At 54.1% G+C, this 22,839-nt stretch carries 13 protein-coding genes, 3 tRNA genes and 2 pseudogenes; 13 read left to right on the top strand and 5 right to left on the bottom strand.

What is annotated here, in order from left to right; genetic code table 11:
* Positions 1-51: 51 nt before the first annotated feature.
* A complete protein-coding gene (locus tag C7123_RS10710) occupies positions 52-2,373 on the bottom strand; it encodes an outer membrane beta-barrel protein (protein WP_069175015.1) in 2,322 nt (773 codons plus the stop codon).
* A gap of 520 nt (positions 2,374-2,893) precedes the next feature.
* On the opposite strand from C7123_RS10710, the gene C7123_RS10705 reads away from it, so the two are divergent.
* From C7123_RS10705 to C7123_RS10650, 11 genes are all read left to right on the top strand, one after another.
* Positions 2,894-2,967: transfer RNA gene (locus C7123_RS10705), tRNA-Met, on the top strand.
* 1,077 nt (positions 2,968-4,044) lie between these two features.
* Positions 4,045-7,191 carry a SusC/RagA family TonB-linked outer membrane protein gene (locus C7123_RS10700; RefSeq protein ID WP_069175014.1) on the top strand — a complete coding sequence of 1,049 codons (3,147 nt, stop codon included), beginning with the start codon at positions 4,045-4,047 and terminating at the stop codon, positions 7,189-7,191.
* 27 nt (positions 7,192-7,218) lie between these two features.
* Positions 7,219-8,628: a RagB/SusD family nutrient uptake outer membrane protein gene (locus C7123_RS10695; RefSeq protein ID WP_037998436.1), complete on the top strand. Its 1,410-nt coding sequence runs from the start codon at positions 7,219-7,221 to the stop codon at positions 8,626-8,628.
* A gap of 74 nt (positions 8,629-8,702) precedes the next feature.
* On the top strand, positions 8,703-9,896 hold the full coding sequence (locus tag C7123_RS10690) for a DUF4369 domain-containing protein (RefSeq protein WP_069175013.1): 1,194 nt from the start codon (positions 8,703-8,705) through the stop codon (positions 9,894-9,896).
* 1,250 nt (positions 9,897-11,146) lie between these two features.
* Positions 11,147-11,851, top strand: a complete 705-nt coding sequence (locus tag C7123_RS10680; RefSeq protein WP_069175011.1) for a hemerythrin domain-containing protein — start codon at positions 11,147-11,149, stop codon at positions 11,849-11,851.
* Positions 11,848-12,456: a response regulator transcription factor gene (locus C7123_RS10675; RefSeq protein WP_069175010.1), complete on the top strand. Its 609-nt coding sequence runs from the start codon at positions 11,848-11,850 to the stop codon at positions 12,454-12,456. Before C7123_RS10680 ends, C7123_RS10675 begins: the two co-directional genes overlap by 4 nt.
* A gap of 149 nt (positions 12,457-12,605) precedes the next feature.
* Positions 12,606-13,244, top strand: coding sequence for an orotate phosphoribosyltransferase (gene pyrE, locus C7123_RS10670; protein ID WP_069175009.1), 639 nt, complete (start codon positions 12,606-12,608; stop codon positions 13,242-13,244).
* Positions 13,245-13,298: 54 nt separating this feature from the next.
* On the top strand, positions 13,299-13,730 hold the full coding sequence (locus C7123_RS10665) for an SRPBCC family protein (RefSeq protein WP_037983935.1): 432 nt from the start codon (positions 13,299-13,301) through the stop codon (positions 13,728-13,730).
* A complete protein-coding gene (locus C7123_RS10660) occupies positions 13,727-14,188 on the top strand; it encodes a Rieske (2Fe-2S) protein (RefSeq protein ID WP_069175008.1) in 462 nt (153 codons plus the stop codon). Before C7123_RS10665 ends, C7123_RS10660 begins: the two co-directional genes overlap by 4 nt.
* A 236-nt stretch (positions 14,189-14,424) precedes the next feature.
* Positions 14,425-14,497 (top strand) — tRNA-Gly (locus C7123_RS10655).
* A 19-nt stretch (positions 14,498-14,516) separates the two neighbouring features.
* Positions 14,517-14,601: transfer RNA gene (locus C7123_RS10650), tRNA-Leu, on the top strand.
* Positions 14,602-14,838: 237 nt separating this feature from the next.
* On the opposite strand, the gene C7123_RS13005 is transcribed toward C7123_RS10650, so the two are convergent.
* The 4 genes and pseudogenes from C7123_RS13005 to C7123_RS10635 all read right to left on the bottom strand — a co-directional run bounded on the left by C7123_RS13005 (position 14,839) and on the right by C7123_RS10635 (position 21,125).
* Positions 14,839-15,012 carry a hypothetical protein gene (locus C7123_RS13005; protein ID WP_159049904.1) on the bottom strand — a complete coding sequence of 58 codons (174 nt, stop codon included), beginning with the start codon at positions 15,010-15,012 and terminating at the stop codon, positions 14,839-14,841.
* A 267-nt stretch (positions 15,013-15,279) separates the two neighbouring features.
* Positions 15,280-15,495, bottom strand: coding sequence for a transposase (locus C7123_RS13480; RefSeq protein WP_083206838.1), 216 nt, complete (start codon positions 15,493-15,495; stop codon positions 15,280-15,282).
* 210 nt (positions 15,496-15,705) lie between these two features.
* Positions 15,706-19,476 carry a T9SS type A sorting domain-containing protein gene (locus C7123_RS10640; RefSeq protein ID WP_069175007.1) on the bottom strand — a complete coding sequence of 1,257 codons (3,771 nt, stop codon included), beginning with the start codon at positions 19,474-19,476 and terminating at the stop codon, positions 15,706-15,708.
* Between the two features lie 346 nt (positions 19,477-19,822).
* A pseudogene (locus C7123_RS10635) lies at positions 19,823-21,125 on the bottom strand (IS1380 family transposase).
* 158 nt (positions 21,126-21,283) lie between these two features.
* Here C7123_RS10635 and C7123_RS10625 point away from each other — a divergent pair.
* Positions 21,284-21,541, top strand: a pseudogene (locus C7123_RS10625) (RHS repeat-associated core domain-containing protein); the annotation flags it as partial.
* Between the two features lie 80 nt (positions 21,542-21,621).
* Entirely contained in the window at positions 21,622-22,209 is a 588-nt protein-coding gene (locus C7123_RS10620; protein ID WP_069175006.1) for an SMI1/KNR4 family protein, read from the top strand.
* Positions 22,210-22,839 lie beyond the last annotated feature (630 nt).

Genomic DNA, 22,839 nt, shown 5'->3' with positions numbered 1-22,839 from the left:
GGCCGTCGGAGCAATTTCGGCGACCTCCTTCTTTCTTTTCGGGCAGGGACGCTACAGTCGGTCGATCTCTCCCACACCTGCGCCCGTACCCTTGTATTTGCTTTTGGCGGCATTGAACCGGTAGCGCAGGGTCAGCTCAAGCTCACGCGTGTCGTAACGGTTGCTCTGATAGAGCTCCATCCGTGGGAAGCGCAACAGATTGCCGTCCTTCCGTCCACGGAAGATGTCCCAACCCTTCAGCTCCACGCGCAGCCGGTCGTTGAAGAATGACCGTGTGAGGCCCGCATTGACGCTGAACGACTTTTCGGTCAGATGCACATTCTCATAATCACCCGTGCCCTGATAGCGCAAGTCAACCGTCAGGAGCAATCCGGCCGGTAGGCGGAGCGAATTGCTGAGCGAGGCTTGGAGCATTGGGTCGTTATATCGGATCGTTTCGTTGTCTACGTCCACGTCGGCCCATTGCTTCACGAGGCCCACGCTCAGTTGCGGCGTCCACAGCCCAATGGTCGGCGTGACCGTGGCAAAGACCGTCAGCGCAGACTGGCGATCGAGGTTACGGAAGGTGATCAGGGAGACTTTCGGGTCATACTTGCTGCGCTCCGTCCAGTAGACCACCGCGTCACGATTCATCTTATAGCTTGCCATCAGTTGCACGATGCGCCACGAGGCCGTAAGGCTCACGTCGTGCGTCACGGTGGGCTTCAACAGCGGGTTGCCCGTTTGCAAAGAGAGGCGATTGGCGTAATACACGTTGCTGCTCAGCTGGCGATAAGTCGGGCGCTGCGTCTTGGCCGTGTAAGCCAATTGCAGGTCGACGCCCTTCGCCCGCGTGCCGAACGAGACACTCGGGAACCACTGGTTATAGCTGCGGTTCTGCCCCGCGAGCGGTCGGCCGTCGCTGAGGTAATCTGAGCGGACATGCTCGTAACGCAGCCCAGCGCCCAACTGCCCGATGGGCGTTGTCCGTGCATATTCCGCGAAGAGACTGCCGTTCCACTCGTCTACAGTCATGTCCGACGACGGGACGATACGCTCGGGATTGCTGTACGTGTCTGTGCGGTGCGTGCGGACATATTCGCCACCGAGGGAGAACTCGCCACCCAAGACGGGGTAAGACAGAATCAGCTTCGAAGCCACAAGGCGATTCTGTACGCGATTTTCTGAGTTCACAACGCGATCTTCCTGCATGCGGCTCGATTCCTCCACGTGTGCCCGCGACGTGCTACCACTCGTGTAGTAGTCCGCATTGAAGTCGATTCCCATGCGGCCCACCGTCCCGTTGTAATACGCATTGAGGCGGTGCGATGGGTCGGACGTCTCGCGCCTATCCTCACGGTTCTTCCATTCGTCGTAAAAAGCCCCGTTGGCGTACACCATACTGTTGAAGGTCGGGTGTCCTGTCTCGGAAAGCATGCCGGGCGAAAGCGTGTAGCGAAGGCCGACGTAATGCTTGGGCGAGATCTCCCAGTTGGTGCCGGCCGTGATGCGCACCCACTGATCTACGCCCGTGCCGTAAAGCTGGTTCTCCTGCCGCCAAAGCGTATCCAGGCGCGTCAACTGCGTGATGCGGCTATCCTGTATGTACTCGCCGCGACCGTAAAGGACGGTGCCAAAGACATCCCAGCCACTCTTGCGCCAATTCACATTCACCTGCTCGCGGAGGTCGGTCGTCTCGCCTTGATACCAACTGGATCGTGCGTCGAACCCGAAGCCATCGCCTGCGCGCCGCACCGTGTTGATACGGATCACGGCCTTCACCGAGGCGTCGTAGCGTGCACCAGGATTGCGAATGATCTCCACGTCGCGGATGTCGGCCGAGTTCAGCTGATCCAGCTCCGAGAGGTCGCGCACCTCACGGCGGTTGATGTAGATCTTGGCCTCACCCTTTCCAAAGACGGAGAAAACGCCCTTGTTATCGGTCGTCAGCGAGGGCAACCGACGAAGCACATCATTCGCCGTACCCGCCTGACTCAACACCGAGCCCTGCACCGACGCCACGAGCGCATCGCTCTTCAGTCGGATAGCAGGTCGCTGAGCCCGTACCGTCACCTCGCCCAACTGCGTGGATTCGGGATTCAGCGTGACGGTCACGCCTGACTGTGGCGCCTCGACCGTACGCGTCTCGTAGCCCACAAAGGAGACCTTGAGGAACGTGCGCTTGGCCGCGCCACCTTCTAATGCGAACGCCCCGCGAGCATCGGTGATTGTCCCTGTCACAAGCGATGAGTCGGGCAACGCATACAGTGCCACGTTGGCAAACTCAATAGGTTGGTTTTGCGCGTCTACCACGCGCCCGGTCAATGTTTGTTGTGCGTAAGTAGCACATGCTGCGGCCAGTATGCCGATCAATAGGAGATAGATTCGTCTCATGTCCGTGTCTATTTAGGTTTTCTACAGACATGACGCAGGAAGGAGCCGTGCGTTACACTTCCTCCACAGCTCAGAGCAAGCCAGAGGGCAAAAAAAGAGAGGCGACTCGTTGAAAAGTCACCTCTCTCTCGTATGAAAGCCGCACTGTGGAATTGAACAAACTCCGAATGACAAGATTTGAGTGCCATTGACATCGTTGTAATCTGCTGTGCCTCGAGAGGCAAACCCGAAGGTTGCAGCCCGCCATTGGTGCCAAGAGCGTGTCTCGGAATTCTGATATTTATGATGAGTTTCCCAATCGAACAAGTGCGGCTTAACTCGGTGTTATGATCGCTCTCTTGCGTTATCGTGTCGCAAATATAAAACGAGAATGAAGACCGGCAAGGATCTGTGAAGAAAAAACGCACCGTGACGTTTTGCGCCTATCACTTAACGCAGGGTCGATAAGACAAAAAAGAGAGGTCGGTGCTTTTGTATGTCAAACCTACGTCTATCTTTGCGGCGTCTTTTTGAAACAAGAGGCGAGATAGCTCAGCTGGTTAGAGCGCATGATTCATAATCATGAGGTCCCCGGTTCAATCCCGGGTCTCGCTACCGACAAAAGATGAGAAATGGCCGCAAGGCCATTTTTTTTGCCTGACTCCCCCACTTGTATTGCCGCACTGTGGTGGTATTTCAGTGCGAGGAATCGGATTTTCTCGAAAAGGAGTGATCTCGACTGTCTTTGTATTCAATTCGTTTCCGTCGAAGCCCTGTCGCACTGCGCGACGGGGCTTCGTTTTTTGTCAAAGAGGGCATCATGTGATGTGTCAACACTTCGCCTTTCGTCGAAAGGGCAGTGCGCCTTATGAGGGAACTTTTTCGCCCAACAACTAATCATCATAGGCTATAAAAGTTCTTCTACAAGCGAAATATGATTTTCATAGTCTATGAGAGCTACTCATCAAGTAAAAAATGATCCTCATCGGCTATGAAAGTTCTTCTACAATTAGAATACGATTTTCATAGGCTATAAGCACTACTACTCAAATAAAAAACGATCCGCATAAGCTATGAAAGTTTTTCTATAAGTAGAATACGATTTTCATAGGCTATAAGAGCTACTTCTCAAATGAAAAATGATCCTCATAGGCTATGAAAGTTATTCCACAAGTGAAAAATGACCCTCATAGACTATGAAAGTTATCCCACAAGTGAAAAACGATTTTCATAGCATATAAAAGTAGCTTGTGAGGAGAAAAAGAGTTGTCATAAGGCATAGCGAGGCTTGGATGGGGGTCGAAGTCTTGGTGCGGCGGGCAAGTGGGCATGGATGAGCGTCGGAATGGTGGATTGCGGTGCAACGCCCGCCTCTATACTTTACAAATGCAAGAAAGAGCGCAAAAAGAGCGGCGATTTGTTACGATCATGGGCGAGTTAATGAAAGTTTCTATTTTCGCGCCGTTCATTTTGCTCGGTGCCAATGTGCATCTGACGAGAATGAGTGGTGAGATTTCAAACCAAAACATCGACAACGAATACTTTATATCCATACACCTTATGACCTACAAATACGATTGTAAAAAGCATGGCGGGCGGAGGCTTGGATGGGCCATGATGTCACTCTGCATCGTGGCCGCAACGGGGTTACAGCCAACTTGGGCTGCGGAGTTTGACCCGACAACAGGCCACATGACAGCAACGCAACAGAAAGGAATCATCACGGGACGGATCGTGGACGAAACGGGCGAGCCGGTGGTGGGTGCGAACATCGTCGTGAAGGGTACGACGACGGGAACAACGACGGATTTAGAGGGGCGCTTCTCGCTCACGGTGGAGGGTCCGAACGTTACGCTGGTAGTCTCTTACGTGGGCTACGAGCAGATGGAACTGCCTGCGGTGGCAGGTAGCACGCTGAATCTGCGATTGGTGCCAGACTGCAAAATGCTGGACGACCTGGTCGTGATCGGCTATGGAAGCAAGGACAAGAAGAGCCTGACGAGCTCCATCTCGTCGCTGAAGAACGACGACATCGAGCGGCTGGCACGGTCGGCCTCGACGGTGGACGGCATGCTGGGCGGCGCTGTGAAGGGCGTCTTCAGTGTGCAATCGAGCGGTGCGCCAGGGGCTGGGCCACTGATTAATGTACGCGGCATCACGTCGCCCATACCGCGGGATAAGATGACGAAACAGTCCAACGCCCCGCTGTACGTGATCGACGGTATGCCCTACTTCGTCGAGGACAACAACCTGAATCCGCTGCTGGCCATCTCACCGTACGACATTGAGAGTGTCGACATCCTCAAGGACGCCTCGGCTACGGCCATCTATGGTTCGCGCGGTGCCAATGGCGTGGTGATCGTCAAGACGCGCAACGGGAGGAAGAACGAAAAGATGACGATTGATGCGGGTTACACCCTCTCCGTCGGCAACCCGATCAAGGAATACAGCCCACTCAACCCGACGGAGTTCAGGCAGCTGCAGGGCGAGATCATGGACGGAACGGTGCGCCACATCCGCGAGAACCTGGGCGGAATGATGGACGCAAACATGTACACCGTGCTCCAATCGTTCGGGAAAGTGGAAGCGACGCTGGACGAGGATACGTACCTCTATAAACTGACGGCTTACAACGGGTTGCGTGACGACGTCTTCGGTCGTGCAAACACGAATTGGAACGACGAAATCACGCACCGGAACGCCACCACGCAGCAGTATTACGTCTCACTCCGAGGTGGATCGGCGGTGACGAACTACTCCGTGTCGCTGAACGCGATGGATCAAGAGGGCCTGATGAAAAACGATCGCCTGAAGCATTACGGCGGACGGATGGCTATCGACACGGAGGTCTCGAAATGGGTCAAGGCTGGGGCTACGCTGAGCTATTCGGGATCGGCACGCCATTCGGGCAACCTGCGGGAAGGCTTTCAGGAGGGCCTGACGGCGTGGCGCATGCGCCCGGATCTGCCGGTACGTGATGAGCAGGGCAACTTCATGCGCTTCGATGCGACGCCGCTCTACGGTGTGCCCATCATGAGCCCGAACCCCGTGGCGGTAAGGGACCGGAAGAACCGCGCCGTGTCGAGTCAATTCATGGGCAATGGGTATGCGGACGTGACGATCTTGGAAGGTCTCAAGGCGCATGCTGAAGTCAACGTCTCTGTCTTTGGTCAGCGCGACCGCACCTTCATCCCCTCGCATGCGCAGTCGCTTATCCCGGGCGTGGAGCTGAAGGCTGAGCTGGGCGAGGAATACAGCACAACGACGCAGACGTCGGCCAACGTCCGGCTCGATTACAACCGCTCTTTCGGGCACCATAACCTGGCGGCCCTGCTGGGCGTGGGTGCTGACCGTACGCACTATCAGCTCCGGACGCTGAGTGCTAGCGATTTCTTCAACGAATCGGACATGGACAACATAGGGTCAGCCAATACCTACCTGCCCATCATGGACGCTTATGCCCGCGGCGGACTGAACTCCACCTACGCGCGTGTCAGCTATGACTATGCGCAGCGTTACCTGACCGAACTGAGCCTCCGCAGCGACGCCTCGTCGAAGTTTGGGCCGAACAATCGCACGGCTGTCTTCCCGGCCGTCTCTCTGGGTTGGCGCTTGGGCAATGAGCAGTTCATGGCGGGGGCGTGCAGCTGGTTAGACGACCTTAAGCTGCGACTAAGCTGGGGTAAGACGGGGTCGACGAACGTGGACGACTTCTCCTACCTCCGCTACTACTCCAAAGGCGGACGCTACGGCGAGAAGCCGGGCGTGTGGTTGGAGCGCAACCTGCCCAACCGTGACATCCGCTGGGAGATCACCACGGAGTATAACGGCGGTATCGACTTCTCCTTCTTCGACCATCGGCTCTATGGCTCAATCGACCTCTACAACCGCACGACGAAGGGCGCACTTGTCAATTCGCCCTACTTAGCCGAATCGGGCATGAACAGCTATACCTCCAACTTGATAGACATGAGTAATCGCGGCTTCGAACTGGAGCTGGGTGGCGACATCGTCCGCACGGCGGACTTCACCTGGAGCACGTCGTTCAACATCGCCTCAAACCGCAACAAGGTCTTGAAGCTGAACGGGGCCAACCTGAACAGTCAGATGCAGGATCTGATCGTCGAGGGGGAACCCGTCGGCGTGATTAAGGGCTTCCGGACCAAGGGTATCGCCAAGGATCAGGCGGAGATCGACCGCCTTAACGCTCAGGCAGCAGCGAAGGGTTACGGGGCTTACCAAACGTCCCTCGGCGTGGGGGACTACATTCTGGAGGACGTCAATGGCGACGGCCGCATCACGTCGGACGATCGCACCGTGATCGGGTCGCCCCTGCCCAAGTTCTTCGGCGGATGGAACCATACGCTCACCTATCGCAACGTGGACCTCTCGCTTTTCATGCAGTTCTCGCAGGGCGGCAAGGCGTTCTACTCCGACGTGGGGCTGGACCTGGAGAGCACCCTCGGGCAGAGCATCACCCGGGAGACCTTCCGCCGCACCTGGACGCCGGAACGCCGCGATGCGCTCTTCCCCCGACTCGTCTACGGACAGTACAGCAGCTACAATGCGAAGACCAACGACCGCATGATTTACTCCACCTCCTATTTGCGGATGAAGAACATCACCCTGACCTACCGACTCCCCAAGGCGGCCCTGCGCCTCGTGGGCGTACAGAGCGCATCCGTCTTTGCGATGGTCACCAACTTGTTCACCCTCACGGCCTGGCCCGGACTGGATCCTGAGCTCGTGGGCTCCGGCATACACCGCGGACAAGGCAACGACGCCGATCCGTACCCCCTGAGCCGCACCGTATCGTTTGGCGTGCACCTACAGTTCTAATTTCCACACATCCCCAACTATACAGTAATGAAAACGACACATGCTATCATAGGTCTCTGCCTGGCCTTGGCCCTCACGGCCTGCGAATTGGTAGGCAGCTTAGATAAGATCGAACCGGAGCACAAGCTGACGGACAACAACGTGATCACCGACGCCAAATCGGCCGAAGCGGCCCTCAACGGCGTCTATCTCTCTTGGCGCACCTACCGCATTGGCTGGATGCGCCATCTGCTCGGTGCCCTCACCGGGGTCGAGAACGAAGTGAACATCGCGGGCATCGACGGCTTTGCCGACAACGAGGTGACGGACGACAACACCGGTGTGGAAAGCAACTACATCGAGCTCTACTTCGTGGTGCAGAACGCCTCGGCGATCCTCGAGCACCTGGAGTCCACCGCCGCCATCCAGTCGCTCAGCCCCGCGCGCCGCACGGAGATCGTGGGCGAGGTGAAATGTTCGCGCGCCTTGGCCCGCCTCATGCTGCTGCGTCAGTATGGCGAGTTCTACGACCGCACGTCCGCTTATGGCATCGTCCTCTACCCCGGCAATCGCTCCATCAAAGACAATACGGCCCTGCCGCGCGCCTCCGTGGAGGAGAGCTACCGCGCCATCCTCTCCGATCTGGACGAAGCCATTGCCAAGGCCCCCGAGACGAACACGCACTATCGCATGAGCCGACTCACCGCCAAGGCGCTCAAGGCCCGCGTGATGCTCTACAGGAAGGAGTTCGCCCAGGCGGCCACCCTGGCGCGTCAAGTGATCGCCGAGGCGCCCGCGGCCGGTTACGCGCTGGAGGACAGTTTCAAGCAACTCTTCGTGAACAGTTTCCAATCGCAGGAAATGCTCTTCGCCGTCTACGCGATGGCCCCCGATGAGCTCTACAGCGACGGAGTCTGGAACCGTTCGACGGCCGGCCCGGTCACCAGTAAGCTGGCCAGCGCCGTGGCCCCCTCCGATAGCGTGCCAGACAAGCGCTTCGCAGCCATATACAAGGACCTCGATCCCGGGCGGCCGGAGGTGGTGAACAATAAGTACCCCATCACGGAGGGCCTGGCGGGCACCAAACAAGATTCGCACTACTACATCCGTCTGGCCGAGATGTACTACCTCATCGCTGAGGCCGAGGCGCGTCTGGGCAACCCCACCGCCGCACGCGCGGCCCTGAAGGAGATCCTCTGCATCGACCGCGCTGGATATACCCAGGCCTACGTGGAGGCCATTCCGGACTCCCGCCTCTTGGAGATGATCCTCCGCCATAAATGGCTGGAATTCTTCACCGAAAACAGTGAGGAATGGTTCGACTTAGTCCGCTTCCACGCTTGGGACAACTACCCCATTGCCCCCTATTACGTCAAATCCGACCGACACCTCATCCTCCCGATCCCCCGCAAGGCACTCGGCGGAAATCGGGCCTTGAAGCAGAACCCCGGCTATTGACCCGACGCCCTGAAGTGTACCTTCCGAGAGGCTCACCCACACACAACTACGTTTAATTTCTACATAAACAAGAGATGAAAAAGTACTTATTCCTCGCAGTCATGGCCTTACTCGCCGTGGCATGCAAACAGAAAGCCTCAGATGGCTTCGTGATTGACGGCAAATTGACTGGTAACGTTGAGAATGCCGTAGTAAAGATCTTCGATGCGGCTGATCCGACGATGACCGTTGTCGACAGCGCCGTGGTTAAGGAAGGCAAGTTTCAGCTGAAAGGCAAAGTGGACGAGCCGACCATGTTCCAGCTGACGATAGATCTGCCCGACGCCTCGCTCTCGGAGCAGGAGCGCACGTTAGCTTATGCTTTTTACGTCGAGAACGCACCCATGACCTTCACAGCCGATGCGGCCACCATGCCTACGCTCTTCTACATCCCGGATCGTAAGACGGTGAACCCCGTCATCACAGGCTCACCCACGCAGGAGCTGAACGAGAAGTTCAACGCCCAGATGGCCGACAAGGAGAACCGCCTGAGCGAGCTCAGCGAGAAACAGGCCTCCGTGTACTACTCCGCTGAGGAGCGCACCGACAGCATCATCGCCGAGGCCGTCCGCATGGAGAGTGAAATTGAGGCCCTCCGCAAGGAGTGCAACGACGCCCGCCTGGACTTTATCCGCAAAAACGCCGCCTCCATCGTCGCGCTGGATCAAGCCGGCATACTCGTCTACGCGGATGAGCTGACAACGACGGACGTGGACGAGATCCTCAAGGTCTTGGAGCCCTCGTGGAAGGGTAAAGCACGTTATGATCTGTTGGTACAGCAGATGACGACGAAGAAAAACATGGCTCTCGGCTCCGTCATCCCCGACGCCGACTTCTCTACGACAGATGGCAAGACCGTCAAGCTGCACGACGTGCTCCCGAAAGAGGGTTACGCGCTCGTAGAGTTCTGGGCCTCGTGGTGCTCGCCCTGCCGCGCAGAAATTCCACATCTCAAGCAGATCGTGTCGAAGTACCCCGCCTTCCATATTATTAGCATCTCCGTCGACGACGACGACGCAGCCTGGAAGAAAGCCCTCGATCAAGACAAGCCCTCCTGGACGCAGCTCCGCTGCCCTGATGGCATCCAAGGCATGGCCAACAAAGTGTACGGCATTATGGGTGTACCGGCCTGCTTCTTGGTAGACTCAGAGGGTAAGATTGTTCGGGTTGGCGCCCGCGGCCCTGTCCTGGACATGATGCTCAGCCAATTGTACGCCTCCAATAAGTAATCCGTTAACGACGGTCTATCCCGTCGATCACTAAAGGGCATCCCCACCTCGGGGATGTCCTTTTTTTGTCTCGTTTTCCAACCCCTCAGCGCGGAGATCACTAAAATGGACCTCGTTTTCCTACTCTTCAGCGCGGAGACCACCCAAATGGACCTCGTTTTCCTACTCTCCAGAGCGGAGATCACCCAAATGCGCCGCGTTTTACAACTCCTCAGCGCGGAGAACACCCAAACGCGCCGCGTTTTACAACTCTCCAGAGCGGAGAGCTCCAAAATGGACCTCGTTTTCCTACTCTCCAGCGCGAAAAGCACCAAAATGGACCGCGTTTTGGGGCCATCCATCGCAAAGAGTCCCAAAATGGACCTCATTTAGGGGTCATCCATCGCAAAGAGTCCCAAAATGGATCGCGTTTTGGGGTCATCCATCGTGGATAGTCCCAAAATGGATCGCGTTTTGGTGCCATCCATCGCGGAGAGTCCCAAAATGGATCTCGTTTTGGGGTCATCCATCGCGAAGAGTCCCAAAACGCGCCTCGTTTTGAGGTTACATCTGCTGTAGGGGCGTATTGCATACGCCCCACAGGCGATCCCCACGGGATCGAATCAAGAAATGCGGCACGTTTTCCAGATATACCCGCTGTAGGGCGCAACAGCATACGCCCCACAGGCGATCCCCACGGGATCGAATCAAGAAATGCGACACGTTTTCCAGATATACCCGCTGTAGGGCGCAACAGCATACGCCCCACAAACGATCCCCACGGGATCGAATTAGGAAATGCGGCGCGTTTTCCAGATATACCCGCTGTAGGGCGCAACAGCATACGCCCCACAGGCGATCCCCACGGGATCGAATCAAGAAATGCGGCACGTTTTCCAGATATACCCGCTGTAGGGCGCAACAGCATACGCCCCACAGACGATCCCCACGGGATCGAATCAAGAAATGCGGCACGTTTTCCAGATATACCCGCCGTAGGGCGCAACAGCATACGCCCCACAGACACCCCCATCGGGGGTGAATAGGGAAACGAGAAGCGTTTGGGAGTACCACGGATGGAAGAGGCACCTATCGAGGAGACGAGAAGCAGTCGCCATCAAGCCGGGGCGGGTCACTACTCGCGCCTATCCCTATTATTGGGTAGAGATGAAGCTAAAAAATCGCTATCATTAGCGATGCTCCGAAGAGAGTTCATGCGATGGGAAAGGTCTACTTTTGCGTCCGTGATCAATGAACGTATTGAACGAATAATGGATAAAATGCTTTTCTCGGAAAACATGAAACTGGCCGATTTGATTTCCGCCAACCATAACCTCATTCTTATGCTGCCTCGTTTCGGCATTCCTCTGGGTTTCGGGGAGCGAAGCGTAGCGCGAGTATGCGCCGCGTACGACGTGCCAGTGGATTTCTTCCTCCTGGTCTGCAACGTCTACACCTTCGATGCCTATCTGCCGAATCGTGAGACCCTTCAATCGATCGACATGCGCCTACTCGTGCCCTATTTGCATGCTTCTCATCAGTATTACTTGCGTCATTTGCCCTATTTGGGACGTCTGCTCGACGGGATGGCCTCGAAAGTGGATAAGCGATATGGAAATATGTTGCGCCACTTCTTCGCGGGGTATAAAAATGAAGTTGAGGAACATTTCGACTACGAAGAACAGGTCGTTTTTCCCTACATCGAGCGACTGCGAATAGCCTCCGAAAACGGCGAGACCTTACCCGAATCGTATCATATCCATGACTATGCCGAGGCGCACGACAATATCGAGGATAAACTCAACGACTTGACCCAAATCATCTTCAAATACCTGCCGGGGAATGTGTCGCCTGAAGACTCTATCGACGTCGTCTTCGATATATTCCAATTATCGGCCGACTTAAACAAGCATGCGCTGATCGAAGATCGTATCCTCGTCCCGTATGTCGAAATGCTGGAGGCAAAACGTGCATGAGCCGCAAAAAGAAGGTACTTATCGTCGAGCCCTCCATCATCATTAAGGAAGGGCTGATCAAAATCCTGGGGAAGTCTCCGGAGCTGGACGTCCTACGCCCATCCGACGGCACGGAGGACTACGCAGAACGCATCTCCGTGGCACGTCCAGACATTTTATTGATCAACCCGACCGTAATGCCCTACTCCAAGCGCTACCCAGTCTATAGCTTAGCCCAGGAATACCCTCACATGACCATCATAGCCCTCGTTTACCAATATATCGACAACACCATCCTGCACGCTTTCCATAGCGTGCTCGAGATACGCGAGTCCGCCGAACGGATAGTCGATATCATACTCGAGGCCTACGCATCCACGTCCGATAGAGCCGAAATGCTCGACCCCGCAGGCGGTCACGAACTGACGCGACGTGAGACAGACGTCCTCGTACTCGTAGCCAAAGGGCTGATGAGTAAGGAAATCGCCGAACGCCTCCACATCTCCGTCCACACCGTCATCTCACACCGCAAAAACATCACCCGCAAGACGAACATAAAATCCGTGGCCGGCCTGGCACTCTACGCCCTGATGAATAACCTCATGGAAGAAGGCGACGCATCGTAGCCCGAGCGCCGTCCATCAGGTCGCCACGCCACTTATCCCACACGCGCGGCCGGGACAGCCTCCGATAACGAAGCGCGTTCCGGCCGCGTGGGCATTTTACCCTACTTTTGCGCCCACAAACATTACCCATCCATCCATTAATAGAGAATATGAAAGCATTAGAACGCATCGTCGCTGAGAAGTTGCTCAAGATTAAAGCCGTCAAGCTGCAACCCGGAAACCCCTTCACCTGGGCCTCGGGCTGGAAGTCACCCATCTATTGCGACAACCGCAAAACGCTCTCCTATCCCGCCCTCCGCACCTTTCTCAAGATCGAATTGGCACGCACCATCGTAGAGAATTTCGGTGAAGTGGAGGCCGTGGCCGGCGTCGCCACAGGCGCCATTGCGCAGGGTGCCCTGGTGGCCGACCTGCTCGGACTCCCCTTCGTCTACATCCGCTCCAGGCCGAAAGATCACGGACTGGAAAACCTGATCGAGGGCGAACTGAGACCCGGATCGAAGGTCGTCGTCGTGGAAGACCTCGTCTCTACGGGCGGTAGCAGCCTCAAAGCCGTCGAGGCCGTCCGCAATTTCGGTTGCACGGTCATCGGCATGGTGGCCATCTACACCCACGGCTTCCCCGTGGCAGAAGAACAATTCCAAGCCGCCAACGTGCGCCTCATCACCCTCTCAAACTACGACGCCGTGATCGAAGAAGCCCTCAAGACCGAATACATCACCCCGACCGAGGAGGCCATCCTGCAAGAATGGCGCAAAGATCCCGCCCACTGGAACCCACAGGACTAACCCCGACTACTCCCCCACCCTACCCCCTCCTTACTCCTCCTTAGTACATACATAATGACAGAATTCACCAGCACCATCCGCCCCATTCCCCACAACGACGCCCGCGTTTTCGCCATGCTTTCCGACCTCTCCAACTTGCAACGCGTGCGCAACAGCATCCCCGAGGACAGCATCAAAGCCTTCTCCTTCACCGACGACCATTGCAGCTTCGAAGTGAGCCCCATCGGGAAGATCGAGTTCCGCATCGTCGACCGCGAGCCCAACAAAACCATCAAGTTCGAGACCACTCAATCGCCCGTCCCCTTGCAACTCTGGATCCAGCTCAAACAAGTGGCCACGAGCGACACCCGCATGAAATTGACCGTCCGCGCCGACCTCAATCCCTTCCTCAAACCGATGGTCTCCAAGCCCATGCAGGAAGCCGTCGAAAAGATCTCCGAGATCTTGGCCCGCCTGCCCTACGAAGAGCAAGACCTCACCCCATGAAACGCCCTCACATTGCGTCCATCGTTGCCACGCTGCTCGTCGGACTCGTCACGGCCTGCACCGAGCCTAACCCCATCGACAACTATCCCGTTGCGCTACGCCTCGATCTGACCTTCAACGACAAGGCCCTGCGTACCGTCCCCTCCGCAGCCACCTACACCCACTACAGCCACCCGATAAGCTCCGCCTATCAGGCCTTCGGATTCGGAGGTGTACTCGTAGTGCATGGCGTCGACGCCAAATTTTACGCCTTCGACCTCTCCTGCCCGTACGAAAATCGCTCCTCCGTACGCGTCGAGCCCGACAGCGACATCATCTACGCCGTCTGCCCACAGTGCGGCACCAAATACCTCATCAACGATGGCAGCGGCGTTCCCGTCGAGGGTGTCGGACGGCACGGCCTCAAGCCCTACAAGACCGAGAGCGATGGGCGAGGCACCGTGATCGTATACAACTGATCGCAGTCCCCGCACGGGCACTATTTTTCACTCCAGCGTTTTGCAAAAATGAGATCGCGTATATCTTTGCCGCCGCTTTAGCGAAAGCAAAGCACACAATTGACATGATTGTCACACGCGGAAGTAGCTCAGTTGGTAGAGCACAACCTTGCCCCAAAGGATGGACAAACAGCCAACCTTGGCAAGGCAGATGCAAAAGCCGACAAAAAGCACCAAGCACACATTGACACATTATTGCGGAAGTAGCTCAGTTGGTAGAGCACAACCTTGCCAAGGTTGGGGTCGCGGATTCGAGTTCCGTCTTCCGCTCTCAAGACCCAGATCTGCGGCTCGAATGGTGGAATGGTAGACACGAGGGACTTAAAATCCCTTGGCCGACAACGGCTGTGCGGGTTCAAGTCCCGCTTCGAGTACACGCCTCCCCGATTTGCAATCGGGGTACATTCTATGGTCTACGGATTTTTTCATATGGTTCAGGAGAAGCAATTTCTCCCCTCAAATTTCCCATCGAGCTGCGGTTCGGTGGGATTTTTTGGCTTAAGTACAATGGCGCCAATCAAAAAGTACAAAAACGGGACGTGTTTTTCGCGCCCCGTTTTTTGTATCCCTTTCATACCTCGAAAGGGGGTATTTTCACCCCTTTTGATTGTCTACTTTACTTCTTGGAAGGTCGTCGAGTAGATCAGATTGAACACGACGATCTTATTGCTGCGTGTCTGCATTGTGGCACGGCTGCGGCTGAGGGCGGAAACCGTATCGCCCAGCGTCTCACCTTGGAGGGCATCGTGTAGCTTTTCCACCGTGTCGAGCATTTGCAGGGCCATGTCGCGCACCTTTTCAGGGGCGAGTTTGATCTAGCAACAGGTAGGAAGGAGGGATGTACAAACTCCTCAGCGGTGTTGATGGAGGGCCTTTTGTCGAAAAAAGGAGAAAGCAGCCAAAGCCGATAGCAGATTGGTGATAAAGTTCGAGAAGCACCGATGGCGGGTATGCTCTATCTGACAAACGCTTTTTCACCTGATCATTAACAGTCTCGATCAGAGATTTTTTCCGAGTCATAATCTTGTCATGTTGAAGCATTAAGGCATTCTTCACTGACTCTTCTTTAAATGAGTGACAAGGTGAACTCCATCGATAAAGAGCTGTTCGAATAGGTCTTTCAAGATATAGCCCCTGTCTCCGAAGAGCTTCCCGAAAATCCGTTTGTGGAAGTCCATGTGTTTCAAGAGGGCTCTGTCGTCTACATTGCCCAGAGTCAAAAGAGACGCATGACAAGACGACCGCAGATGCACAGTATACTTTTCCATATCCCTGCATCTTGTGGCAAGACACCACTTATCATATCAGGGCTATGTACCTCGTAATCCGACCCATTTTATGCGCTCCATCGCGGAGGACAAAAAAATGAGGCTCATTTTGGACTTCCCACGACGGAGAGTTCCAAAACGAGCCTCGAAATGATCCTCTCTACGCTTGAAGAGGATGCGGGGCGGCCGAACGAGCGGCCTAACGGCTTCTTATTTCACGATCACTTTATGCACGGAGCCGTCGCGCAGGGTGATGATGTACGCGCCGCGCTGCATGGGGATGCTCGTTTCGCCGGCGGGCAGGTCGATGCGCTTCACCAGGCGACCCGCCACGGAGTAGATGCTCGCTACGTCGCTGCGATCGATACGGAAATGGATTTGCTCCCCGTGCGACCACACGGCCGAGCTCATGATCAGCTCGTTGGAGACGTGATCGGGGCCGAAGGTGAGGGTCACTTCTTCGCGGACGCTGGGCACGATGTATTCGTACTCCCCATTCGCGTTGAGGATGCCCGAAAGCTCTTCCAGCGCGCCACCCTGCACACGGCGATTGGTACGCACCATCAGCGGGCGGGAACCTTTCGGATAGGAGGCGCTGAAGCGGAAGTTGCTCCGGCTGTTCACCGGCCAGATGCCTGCCCGCGGTGTGGTCGTGACGCCACTCACTTCGGGCATGGTGACCGTATGCGTGAGCACCGGATCCACGGCGTTGCCGACACAGAGGTAAACGACGCCGTCCGTGGAGAGGCTCAGCGCGAGGGGGTACTCCTCGCCGTCGATCGTGACGCTCTTTCTTTTCAGCTTCAGGTTGTTGAGGCTGTTCGGAGTCACCGACTTATAGTAGATGAGCGGATAGCAGCGCTTTTCGACACGCTCGCACGGGCGGATCTCGATATGGACATTCACGGAGCCATACGTCGTGAGTCGGTCTACGTCGATGGCGTCGCTGTAGCTGCCATTCAGGCCTTGGGTGGAGCCGATGGAGAAGTGCAGATCGGCTCCGCTGTCGAGGCGTAGGTCTTTCATCGTCAGCGTGCCGGCTTGCTGCTCGTAGCATTGTCCGCGGAGGCGCAGGGAGGTGAATCCCGGGTTCAGATGTCCGCCGTTTTCGACGTGCACGTCGGTGTACTGGATGCCGAAGCCGCCAAACGTAGACGTGGTGATCACATCCAGCGCGTTGCCCGGCAGCCAAAGCTCACTTGTGGGGCGCCCACAAGCGCCGATGGGCTCGAGGTGCAGATGGCGGGTGTACATTCCGGCGTAGTCTTTCGAGAGCATCTGCGGTTCGGAGATCAGCTCCAGGTGGCCTTCCCGTTCGTGCTTCTCGTCGGTCCAAAACTCCACTTGGTTGCGCGTTTTGAGCGTATCGACAAAGAAGCGCGCGTGGCGGATGGCGCCGCCCTTGACGTGGTCGAAAGAATCCGTGAGGAAGGAGAGCACGGTGTGGTCGAGCACCAACACATTCCGACGTTCGGTGGGCGTGTTGGGGCCGAATTGGATGAACATCGTGTCGAGCGGTGTCTCGCCCGGGGCATAAATCTTACCCTTATAGTGGCTGACGCACTCGCGGCAGCGCTTGCCGTCCACGGCATACTCGGCGAAGGGGGCGGTGCGGCGGCTGTAACCCAATTTGATGATGGGTTGGTCGCCGGGTAGGCCGCTCCAGGTGGTCCATTTTATGCGATCGTCTCCGGCGCGGATCAAACTGTCGTGGCAAATCAGGGAGTCTGTCTTGATCACGATCTCGGTGTTACCTCCCGCGTTGGTGAGTGCGTCAAGCTCGAGCACGCCGAAGGTCTCGATCACGGGTGACTCCAGCACGAGGCGTTGGTTGCCAGCTTTCAGCCGGGCGTCACTGTGGAAGGTGAGGCGGGCGGTGTGGTGTAGGTAGGCGCGTGGTGTTTCGCCGCTGCCGCAGCCCGTAGCCTGACAGGTGGTGGGGCAAGAGGGCGTGTGGAGGAGCATGTTTTCCGTCCAGTTGCCCTTGTTTGCCTGCGTTTTGAGGAAGAGCCCGTAGCCGCGTACGTCTTCGCCGTGCAGCAGGCCGTTCGCCGTCGGAGGGGTGCCCAAACCTGTGCCCTCACCGCCGGTATACATCAGATTTTTGTACACATCGATCCGATCCGAGGCCACGGCCGCAAATCCGCCGCTGCGGATGGGCTTCGTGCTGCCATCACTCGCCACGTAGGTGGTGAAGGTGAGTTGCAGATCGCGAGCCTTATTTTCGTTCGGGTCCAGATCGCAGTGAAAAGCGCTGTTATCACATCCGCCATTCACCCCGCCGGCATAGCCTACGCCTCTTCTGACGGGCTGACCGTCCCTTTCTTCGTAGTCGGTGCTAAGAAATGGATCCTCGCGTGTGCCGATATTGGCCAATCCGCCATAATTCAGTTTGATGTTGTTGTCTGCGCCGATGAAAAAGCTATTATCCGAATGCGTAGAGGTATAAGAAAGGTCTTGGAGGTAGACATTATTCCGCATTTCGTCGCAATCGCAGGCTTTGATCTTAGATAATTTCTCGAGGCTATCCGTCTGGGCGAGTAATAAGACCCCTCCGCCGATTCCGCCAGTGATGTCCACGGGGTCGCGCAGATCAATATCGCCCTCGCGAGTGCGAAAAACGACGTGCCCGGTAGTGTACCGCCCGGTGAGTAAGGCGCCGCGGTTCAAGATGATATTCCCCCGCCGACCGGCGTCGAGCACAAGGCTTTCGTTGTCGCTCTTATACTCCAGCGAGCGGTGTGCGGCGCCGCGGGCCATGGTGTTCAAGTCGTTCAGTGTGCCCGGGTTCTCCAATCGGCCGGCATACGCCGCCCAGCCTGCCGCGCTTTCCACGCCGCAGCGACCGAGTCCGCCGATGATGCCCGAATGTTCGTAGCGGAGCATGCTCTGGCCCGCGCGCTGGTGCAGATTGCCGCCGTTGCAGATGTATTCGCTGGAGTAGGGGATGGTGACGCGAGCGTTCCGGCGACCTCCGCTTGGCATATCTATCGCCAGGCGGGCAAAGTAGACGTTTCCGCCCTCCATGCCTTCCGTGCGCGTCATCTGTGCATGACTATCGTCAAATCCGGCTTGCAGATGGACCTCGGCCGTGCCACCCGTGCCTTGATAGATGAACGCATTGTCGGTGCCCGTTTTACTATTCCCGACGTAAGCCTCCGTGGGCGTGTAAATCTTGGAACCGGCCGCGTAGCCGAGGTAGAGATCGCCCTTTCGAGAGATCACGTTCAGCGTGTCGGCGTTCTGTCCCGCATATTCCACGCGAGCCGTACGGATGTTATTTGCGGCTACGAGGTTGGTTTCCGTACCTCCGCCGGCCGGACGTGTGATTTTTGTGACGTCGTTGAGGTACAAATTGCCACGATGACCATTCCGATCGGCCAATCCGGCATTATCGCAGCCCGAGACAAGGGCCTGATCCGGCGTGCGATCCTCCACCCAGAAGGTCAGAAGCCCACTCGCCACGTCGTCCGTATATCCCGCGGTGTAATCAATCCCTTGGGCTATCACGTTTCGACTCTCCGAGAGGATCAGAAGGTTGTTATTCATCCCCGGCTTCCACACCTCGTCGGTGCGAAACTCCGTATTACCCAGCGCCTGGATATGCATCGCGCCGCGATTTTGCGTCAGCGGTGCATAATAGGTAGGCGCCACGGGGTCGTTGGCTCCATTGATCGCGTGTTGCACCGTGTCGCTCGTGGAAGGAAGGAAAACGAGGTTGGCCTCGCAGGCCGTTTTGTTGTCATTATTGCCATAGTTCAAAATATAGAGCGGCTTCGTGCCGGTGATCTTCAAATTGGGCGTTCCAAACCCACCGCCGAAGTGCATGGTGAAGTTATCGAGCGGCAGACAGCCCTCGAAATTCTTGAGCATACCGCCCGAGTACACATTCAGGTGCTTCCTGCCGGCGCCTTGTGGACCCAGCTCAATCACGCCGGGGTTATTTCCGGTGAAAGCTGCTGGCACGGTGTCGGTATGCACATCCGCGTTGTTCGTTGTCCAATGATAATCCCCGTACAGGCCAAAAATGGACGCTGCAGCTCCCGTAGGCGGCGCGGCAATGGGGTGGTTGGTGATATGAGCCGTCGGTTGACGGTTGAGATAGGCTCCGAGGTGCGGCTTAGCAAAGTCGTGCGTCGCGTTTCCGTCTTCATATAAATCCTTAATTCCGCAGCACTTTTTCTTGTGATATAATTTTGTGTGTTGAGGAGTCTTTTTGCCTCTACATGTGATAGGAAGCGACCTTAGACTGGTATTAGTCCTTGCAGGCGCATAAAATCCCCCACCCAAGCCAATGGGGAAAATGAATACCACAAAGAAATGCTGTTTATTCAAGGAAAACTTCAGAGTAGTATGCTTTATTGGTATAAAGGTTTAGAACGTTCTGCCTTCCTGTGCGCACCCATTTCGCTGGCACACTGACAAATTGCAGGATAAAGGCTTTCAATCTGCTTGTCTTTTTCAACGGCTTAACCTTTTCACTGATACGACGGACGAGATAGAGATAGAAGTTCTTCAGCATGGCGGTAACCATCATGAACACCATGTTCTCAGCCATAAAGGAAAAGGGCAGATGTGCCCAGCCGAAGTCATTGTTCTGTATGTCGAAGTTCTTTTCACTTGCTCCTCGTCCATTGTAAAATGTAATGATGTCTTTCTCGGTTGATACCCAATCATTGGTAAAGGATACAGCGATATGTGTATATCACTCCGAACATATCCGTCTGTTTCTTACCACCCTTGTCCCTTAAAGGACTTCGCTGTACGACAAGCCTGTATGACTTTCCTTCAATGAGGTTGTCCATGTTGATGGATGTGACATCGTATTTTTCATAACCAACCTCGACGCTCTTCCATTCTTTCAGTTGGCGGAACTCTTCATAACGAGTGCCACAGTTGGCAGCACGTATATAGAATGTGTTACAGCGTTGCTCTACGGTTTGGATAATTTCCTTTGAGAACGACCCACAGTCGGCACGGAAACGCTCTATTGTCACACCAAGTTCTGAGATTACTCGGTCCATAATGCGACGAAGCGTGTCTTCCTGATGAAATTTCACATTGGTGTTTCCATCACGATTCTCACCTCCAACGATAATGCCCCCAATGGAAGCCCAACCAGGGAAGTAGCCAAAATCCTGTTTGTAAGAATATTTTGCATCGAACTTGTGGGCAGGAATAAACTGATGATCAAAGTCCAAGTCAACATGGCTGCCTACCTTTATAAGCCCCATCTGTCGTATCATTCGCAGAAGTAAGGTGTCCAGTTTCTCTGCTGCATTGAAGCTATACGACTTCCCAGAGATCTCGCTCTTATAGACGACATTCTCTTCGGCAAGATCCTTAAGTCCACGTCCTACAGTGTCGGCACCAGGCAGTTGCGTACCAGGTCTCTGCCTGAACTGCCCTATAAGTGTATTGATATTCTCAAGACATTCTCCACCACAAAGGTAACTGAAGAAGAGAGAACCGAAAATGCTTCCATGACTAAAAGCCTTATCGCTACACCCACGTTTGCCCAAGACAGATTCTGTAAGTTTTTCAAAGCCCAACTTTGAAAATACGTCCATAATATGATAAATTCCACCGAAAGAAGTGATATTCTCGTTTTTAATTGCTACCTTTACCATGTCAGATTTTTGCTTACTTGTTATGTTTGCAGCACCAAGATAGGTGAAATTTCTGACATATCCAAGTGTTCTGAGAACTTTGTTTCTCAGACACTTGGAGTTCTTACAAGAATTTATGCTGCGGAATTAAGGTGAGATAAAAAGTTGTTAAAGATGTATGGAAAGCAGAGAAAAGATTGGTGGAAAGGACAGGGCGCGGTTCCAGAAGATGGACAAAGAAAGAGTTAAAAGAATTAAAAGAAACAGGAAAAGTAAAGGGTTACGAAGGACATCACATTAATAGTGTAAAAGGACATCCAGAAGATGCTGGTGATTCGTCAAATATTGAATTTGTGAATAAAGGTGGAGAGCGTCTTAGTAGGCATAATGGTAATTACAGTAATCCATCAAGTGGGAAGAAAATCAATAGAGATTAAATCGGATATTGTTAAATTCATCATTTTTTTAATGATGAACCTTTACCATAAATAGTATAGCGTATATAGAAAAATAGAATATGAATAAAACATATAGATATTTAATTCATAGATTTCAGAACCAAGGTATTGAAGAATCCCAATCCGCCGGTGCAATCCTTATAGGAAAAGCGCCCCATATAGCCCCCGAGGCTTGGCTAAACACCCTGTATCCTCCGCTAAGTAAGAACGATGTCCAAGCATTGGAGAAAGAATTGGGCATGGAAATTCCCATCGATTATAAAAAAATCTTGTTAGATGTAAGCAATGGGTTAGACATATTGGTTGGAACCTTTTGTTTAGACGGGTTAAGAAGAAACTATAAAAGAAGCACTGATAAAAGTCGCCAACCGTTTTCGATTATTACGGCAAACATTCGGGAAAGACCTCGAAATGCCGCAGACGACCATTTCTTTATAGGCGGTTATGACTGGGACGGTTCTTATCTTTGTATAGATAAAAGAACAAGCACCGTGCACTATTGTGATAGAGACGATGCAACCTCCCTATTCCAATGGGAAACGTTCGAGCAAATGCTTATATCAGAGTTAAAGAGGATATACTCACTGTTTGATGAGAGGGGAAGAAAAATAGATGAAGACCTTTATACCACCCCAATTAAAAGGTAATATAAAGCCTCGTGATATTAGTCATATAAGGGTATCAGTGAACACCCATACAAGGGCATTGACGAACACTCTTATAAGGGTATTAACAACGGGTATACAATAAATCCGAATCGGAAACGTTATTAGAGGTAACTATTCAGCGATAAGGTGTATAAACTATTATTGATTACCAATAAGTCATATAAATAGATACAGGCAAATTCTAATAAAGAATGTCGTTTCGAGCCTTTTCGCCACAATGTTACGTTTATAAGTTCTTGATATTCAGCGATAAGGTTCATAGACTATTATTGATTATCAGTAAATTACACAAATAGGTGCAGACAAATTCTAATAAAGAATGCCTTTTCGAGCCTTTTTGCCACAATGTTAAGTTTATAAGTTCTTGATATTCAACGTTTATTATCGCTGAATAGTTACACCATTTCTTATGGATAATAGGTTGCTGTTTTGTTAGTTTACCTATAAGTTTGAAATGCTAAGACAAAGCTGAACAAATAACTTCAGTCTATGAATACAACGGATAATAGTCTATTCGGGTCAAACAACCCACACGATTCATCATGATTCCATAACGAGCGAAAAGTATGGCTTTTGTGATGTTTTATCGTGATGAGGCTACGCTATCAA

Source organism: Tannerella serpentiformis (assembly GCF_003033925.1).
GTDB lineage: Bacteria > Bacteroidota > Bacteroidia > Bacteroidales > Tannerellaceae > Tannerella > Tannerella serpentiformis.
The sequence above is the reverse complement of the archived record's forward strand: the minus strand, read 5'-3'. Positions and strand labels throughout refer to the sequence as shown.

Excerpts from the sequence above, each read along its gene's own strand:
- C7123_RS13005 (WP_159049904.1), bottom strand. The coding sequence starts at position 15,012 with ATGGCCCTGCAAATGCTCGACACGGTGGAAAAGCTACACGATGCCCTC.
- C7123_RS10695 (WP_037998436.1), top strand. The coding sequence starts at position 7,219 with ATGAAAACGACACATGCTATCATAGGTCTCTGCCTGGCCTTGGCCCTC.
- C7123_RS10665 (WP_037983935.1), top strand. The coding sequence starts at position 13,299 with ATGACAGAATTCACCAGCACCATCCGCCCCATTCCCCACAACGACGCC.
- C7123_RS10620 (WP_069175006.1), top strand. The coding sequence starts at position 21,622 with ATGAATAAAACATATAGATATTTAATTCATAGATTTCAGAACCAAGGT.
- C7123_RS13480 (WP_083206838.1), bottom strand. The coding sequence starts at position 15,495 with ATGGAAAAGTATACTGTGCATCTGCGGTCGTCTTGTCATGCGTCTCTT.
- C7123_RS10680 (WP_069175011.1), top strand. The coding sequence starts at position 11,147 with ATGGATAAAATGCTTTTCTCGGAAAACATGAAACTGGCCGATTTGATT.
- C7123_RS10690 (WP_069175013.1), top strand. The coding sequence starts at position 8,703 with ATGAAAAAGTACTTATTCCTCGCAGTCATGGCCTTACTCGCCGTGGCA.
- C7123_RS10675 (WP_069175010.1), top strand. The coding sequence starts at position 11,848 with ATGAGCCGCAAAAAGAAGGTACTTATCGTCGAGCCCTCCATCATCATT.
- C7123_RS10710 (WP_069175015.1), bottom strand. The coding sequence starts at position 2,373 with ATGAGACGAATCTATCTCCTATTGATCGGCATACTGGCCGCAGCATGT.
- C7123_RS10660 (WP_069175008.1), top strand. The coding sequence starts at position 13,727 with ATGAAACGCCCTCACATTGCGTCCATCGTTGCCACGCTGCTCGTCGGA.
- C7123_RS10700 (WP_069175014.1), top strand. The coding sequence starts at position 4,045 with ATGACAGCAACGCAACAGAAAGGAATCATCACGGGACGGATCGTGGAC.
- pyrE (WP_069175009.1), top strand. The coding sequence starts at position 12,606 with ATGAAAGCATTAGAACGCATCGTCGCTGAGAAGTTGCTCAAGATTAAA.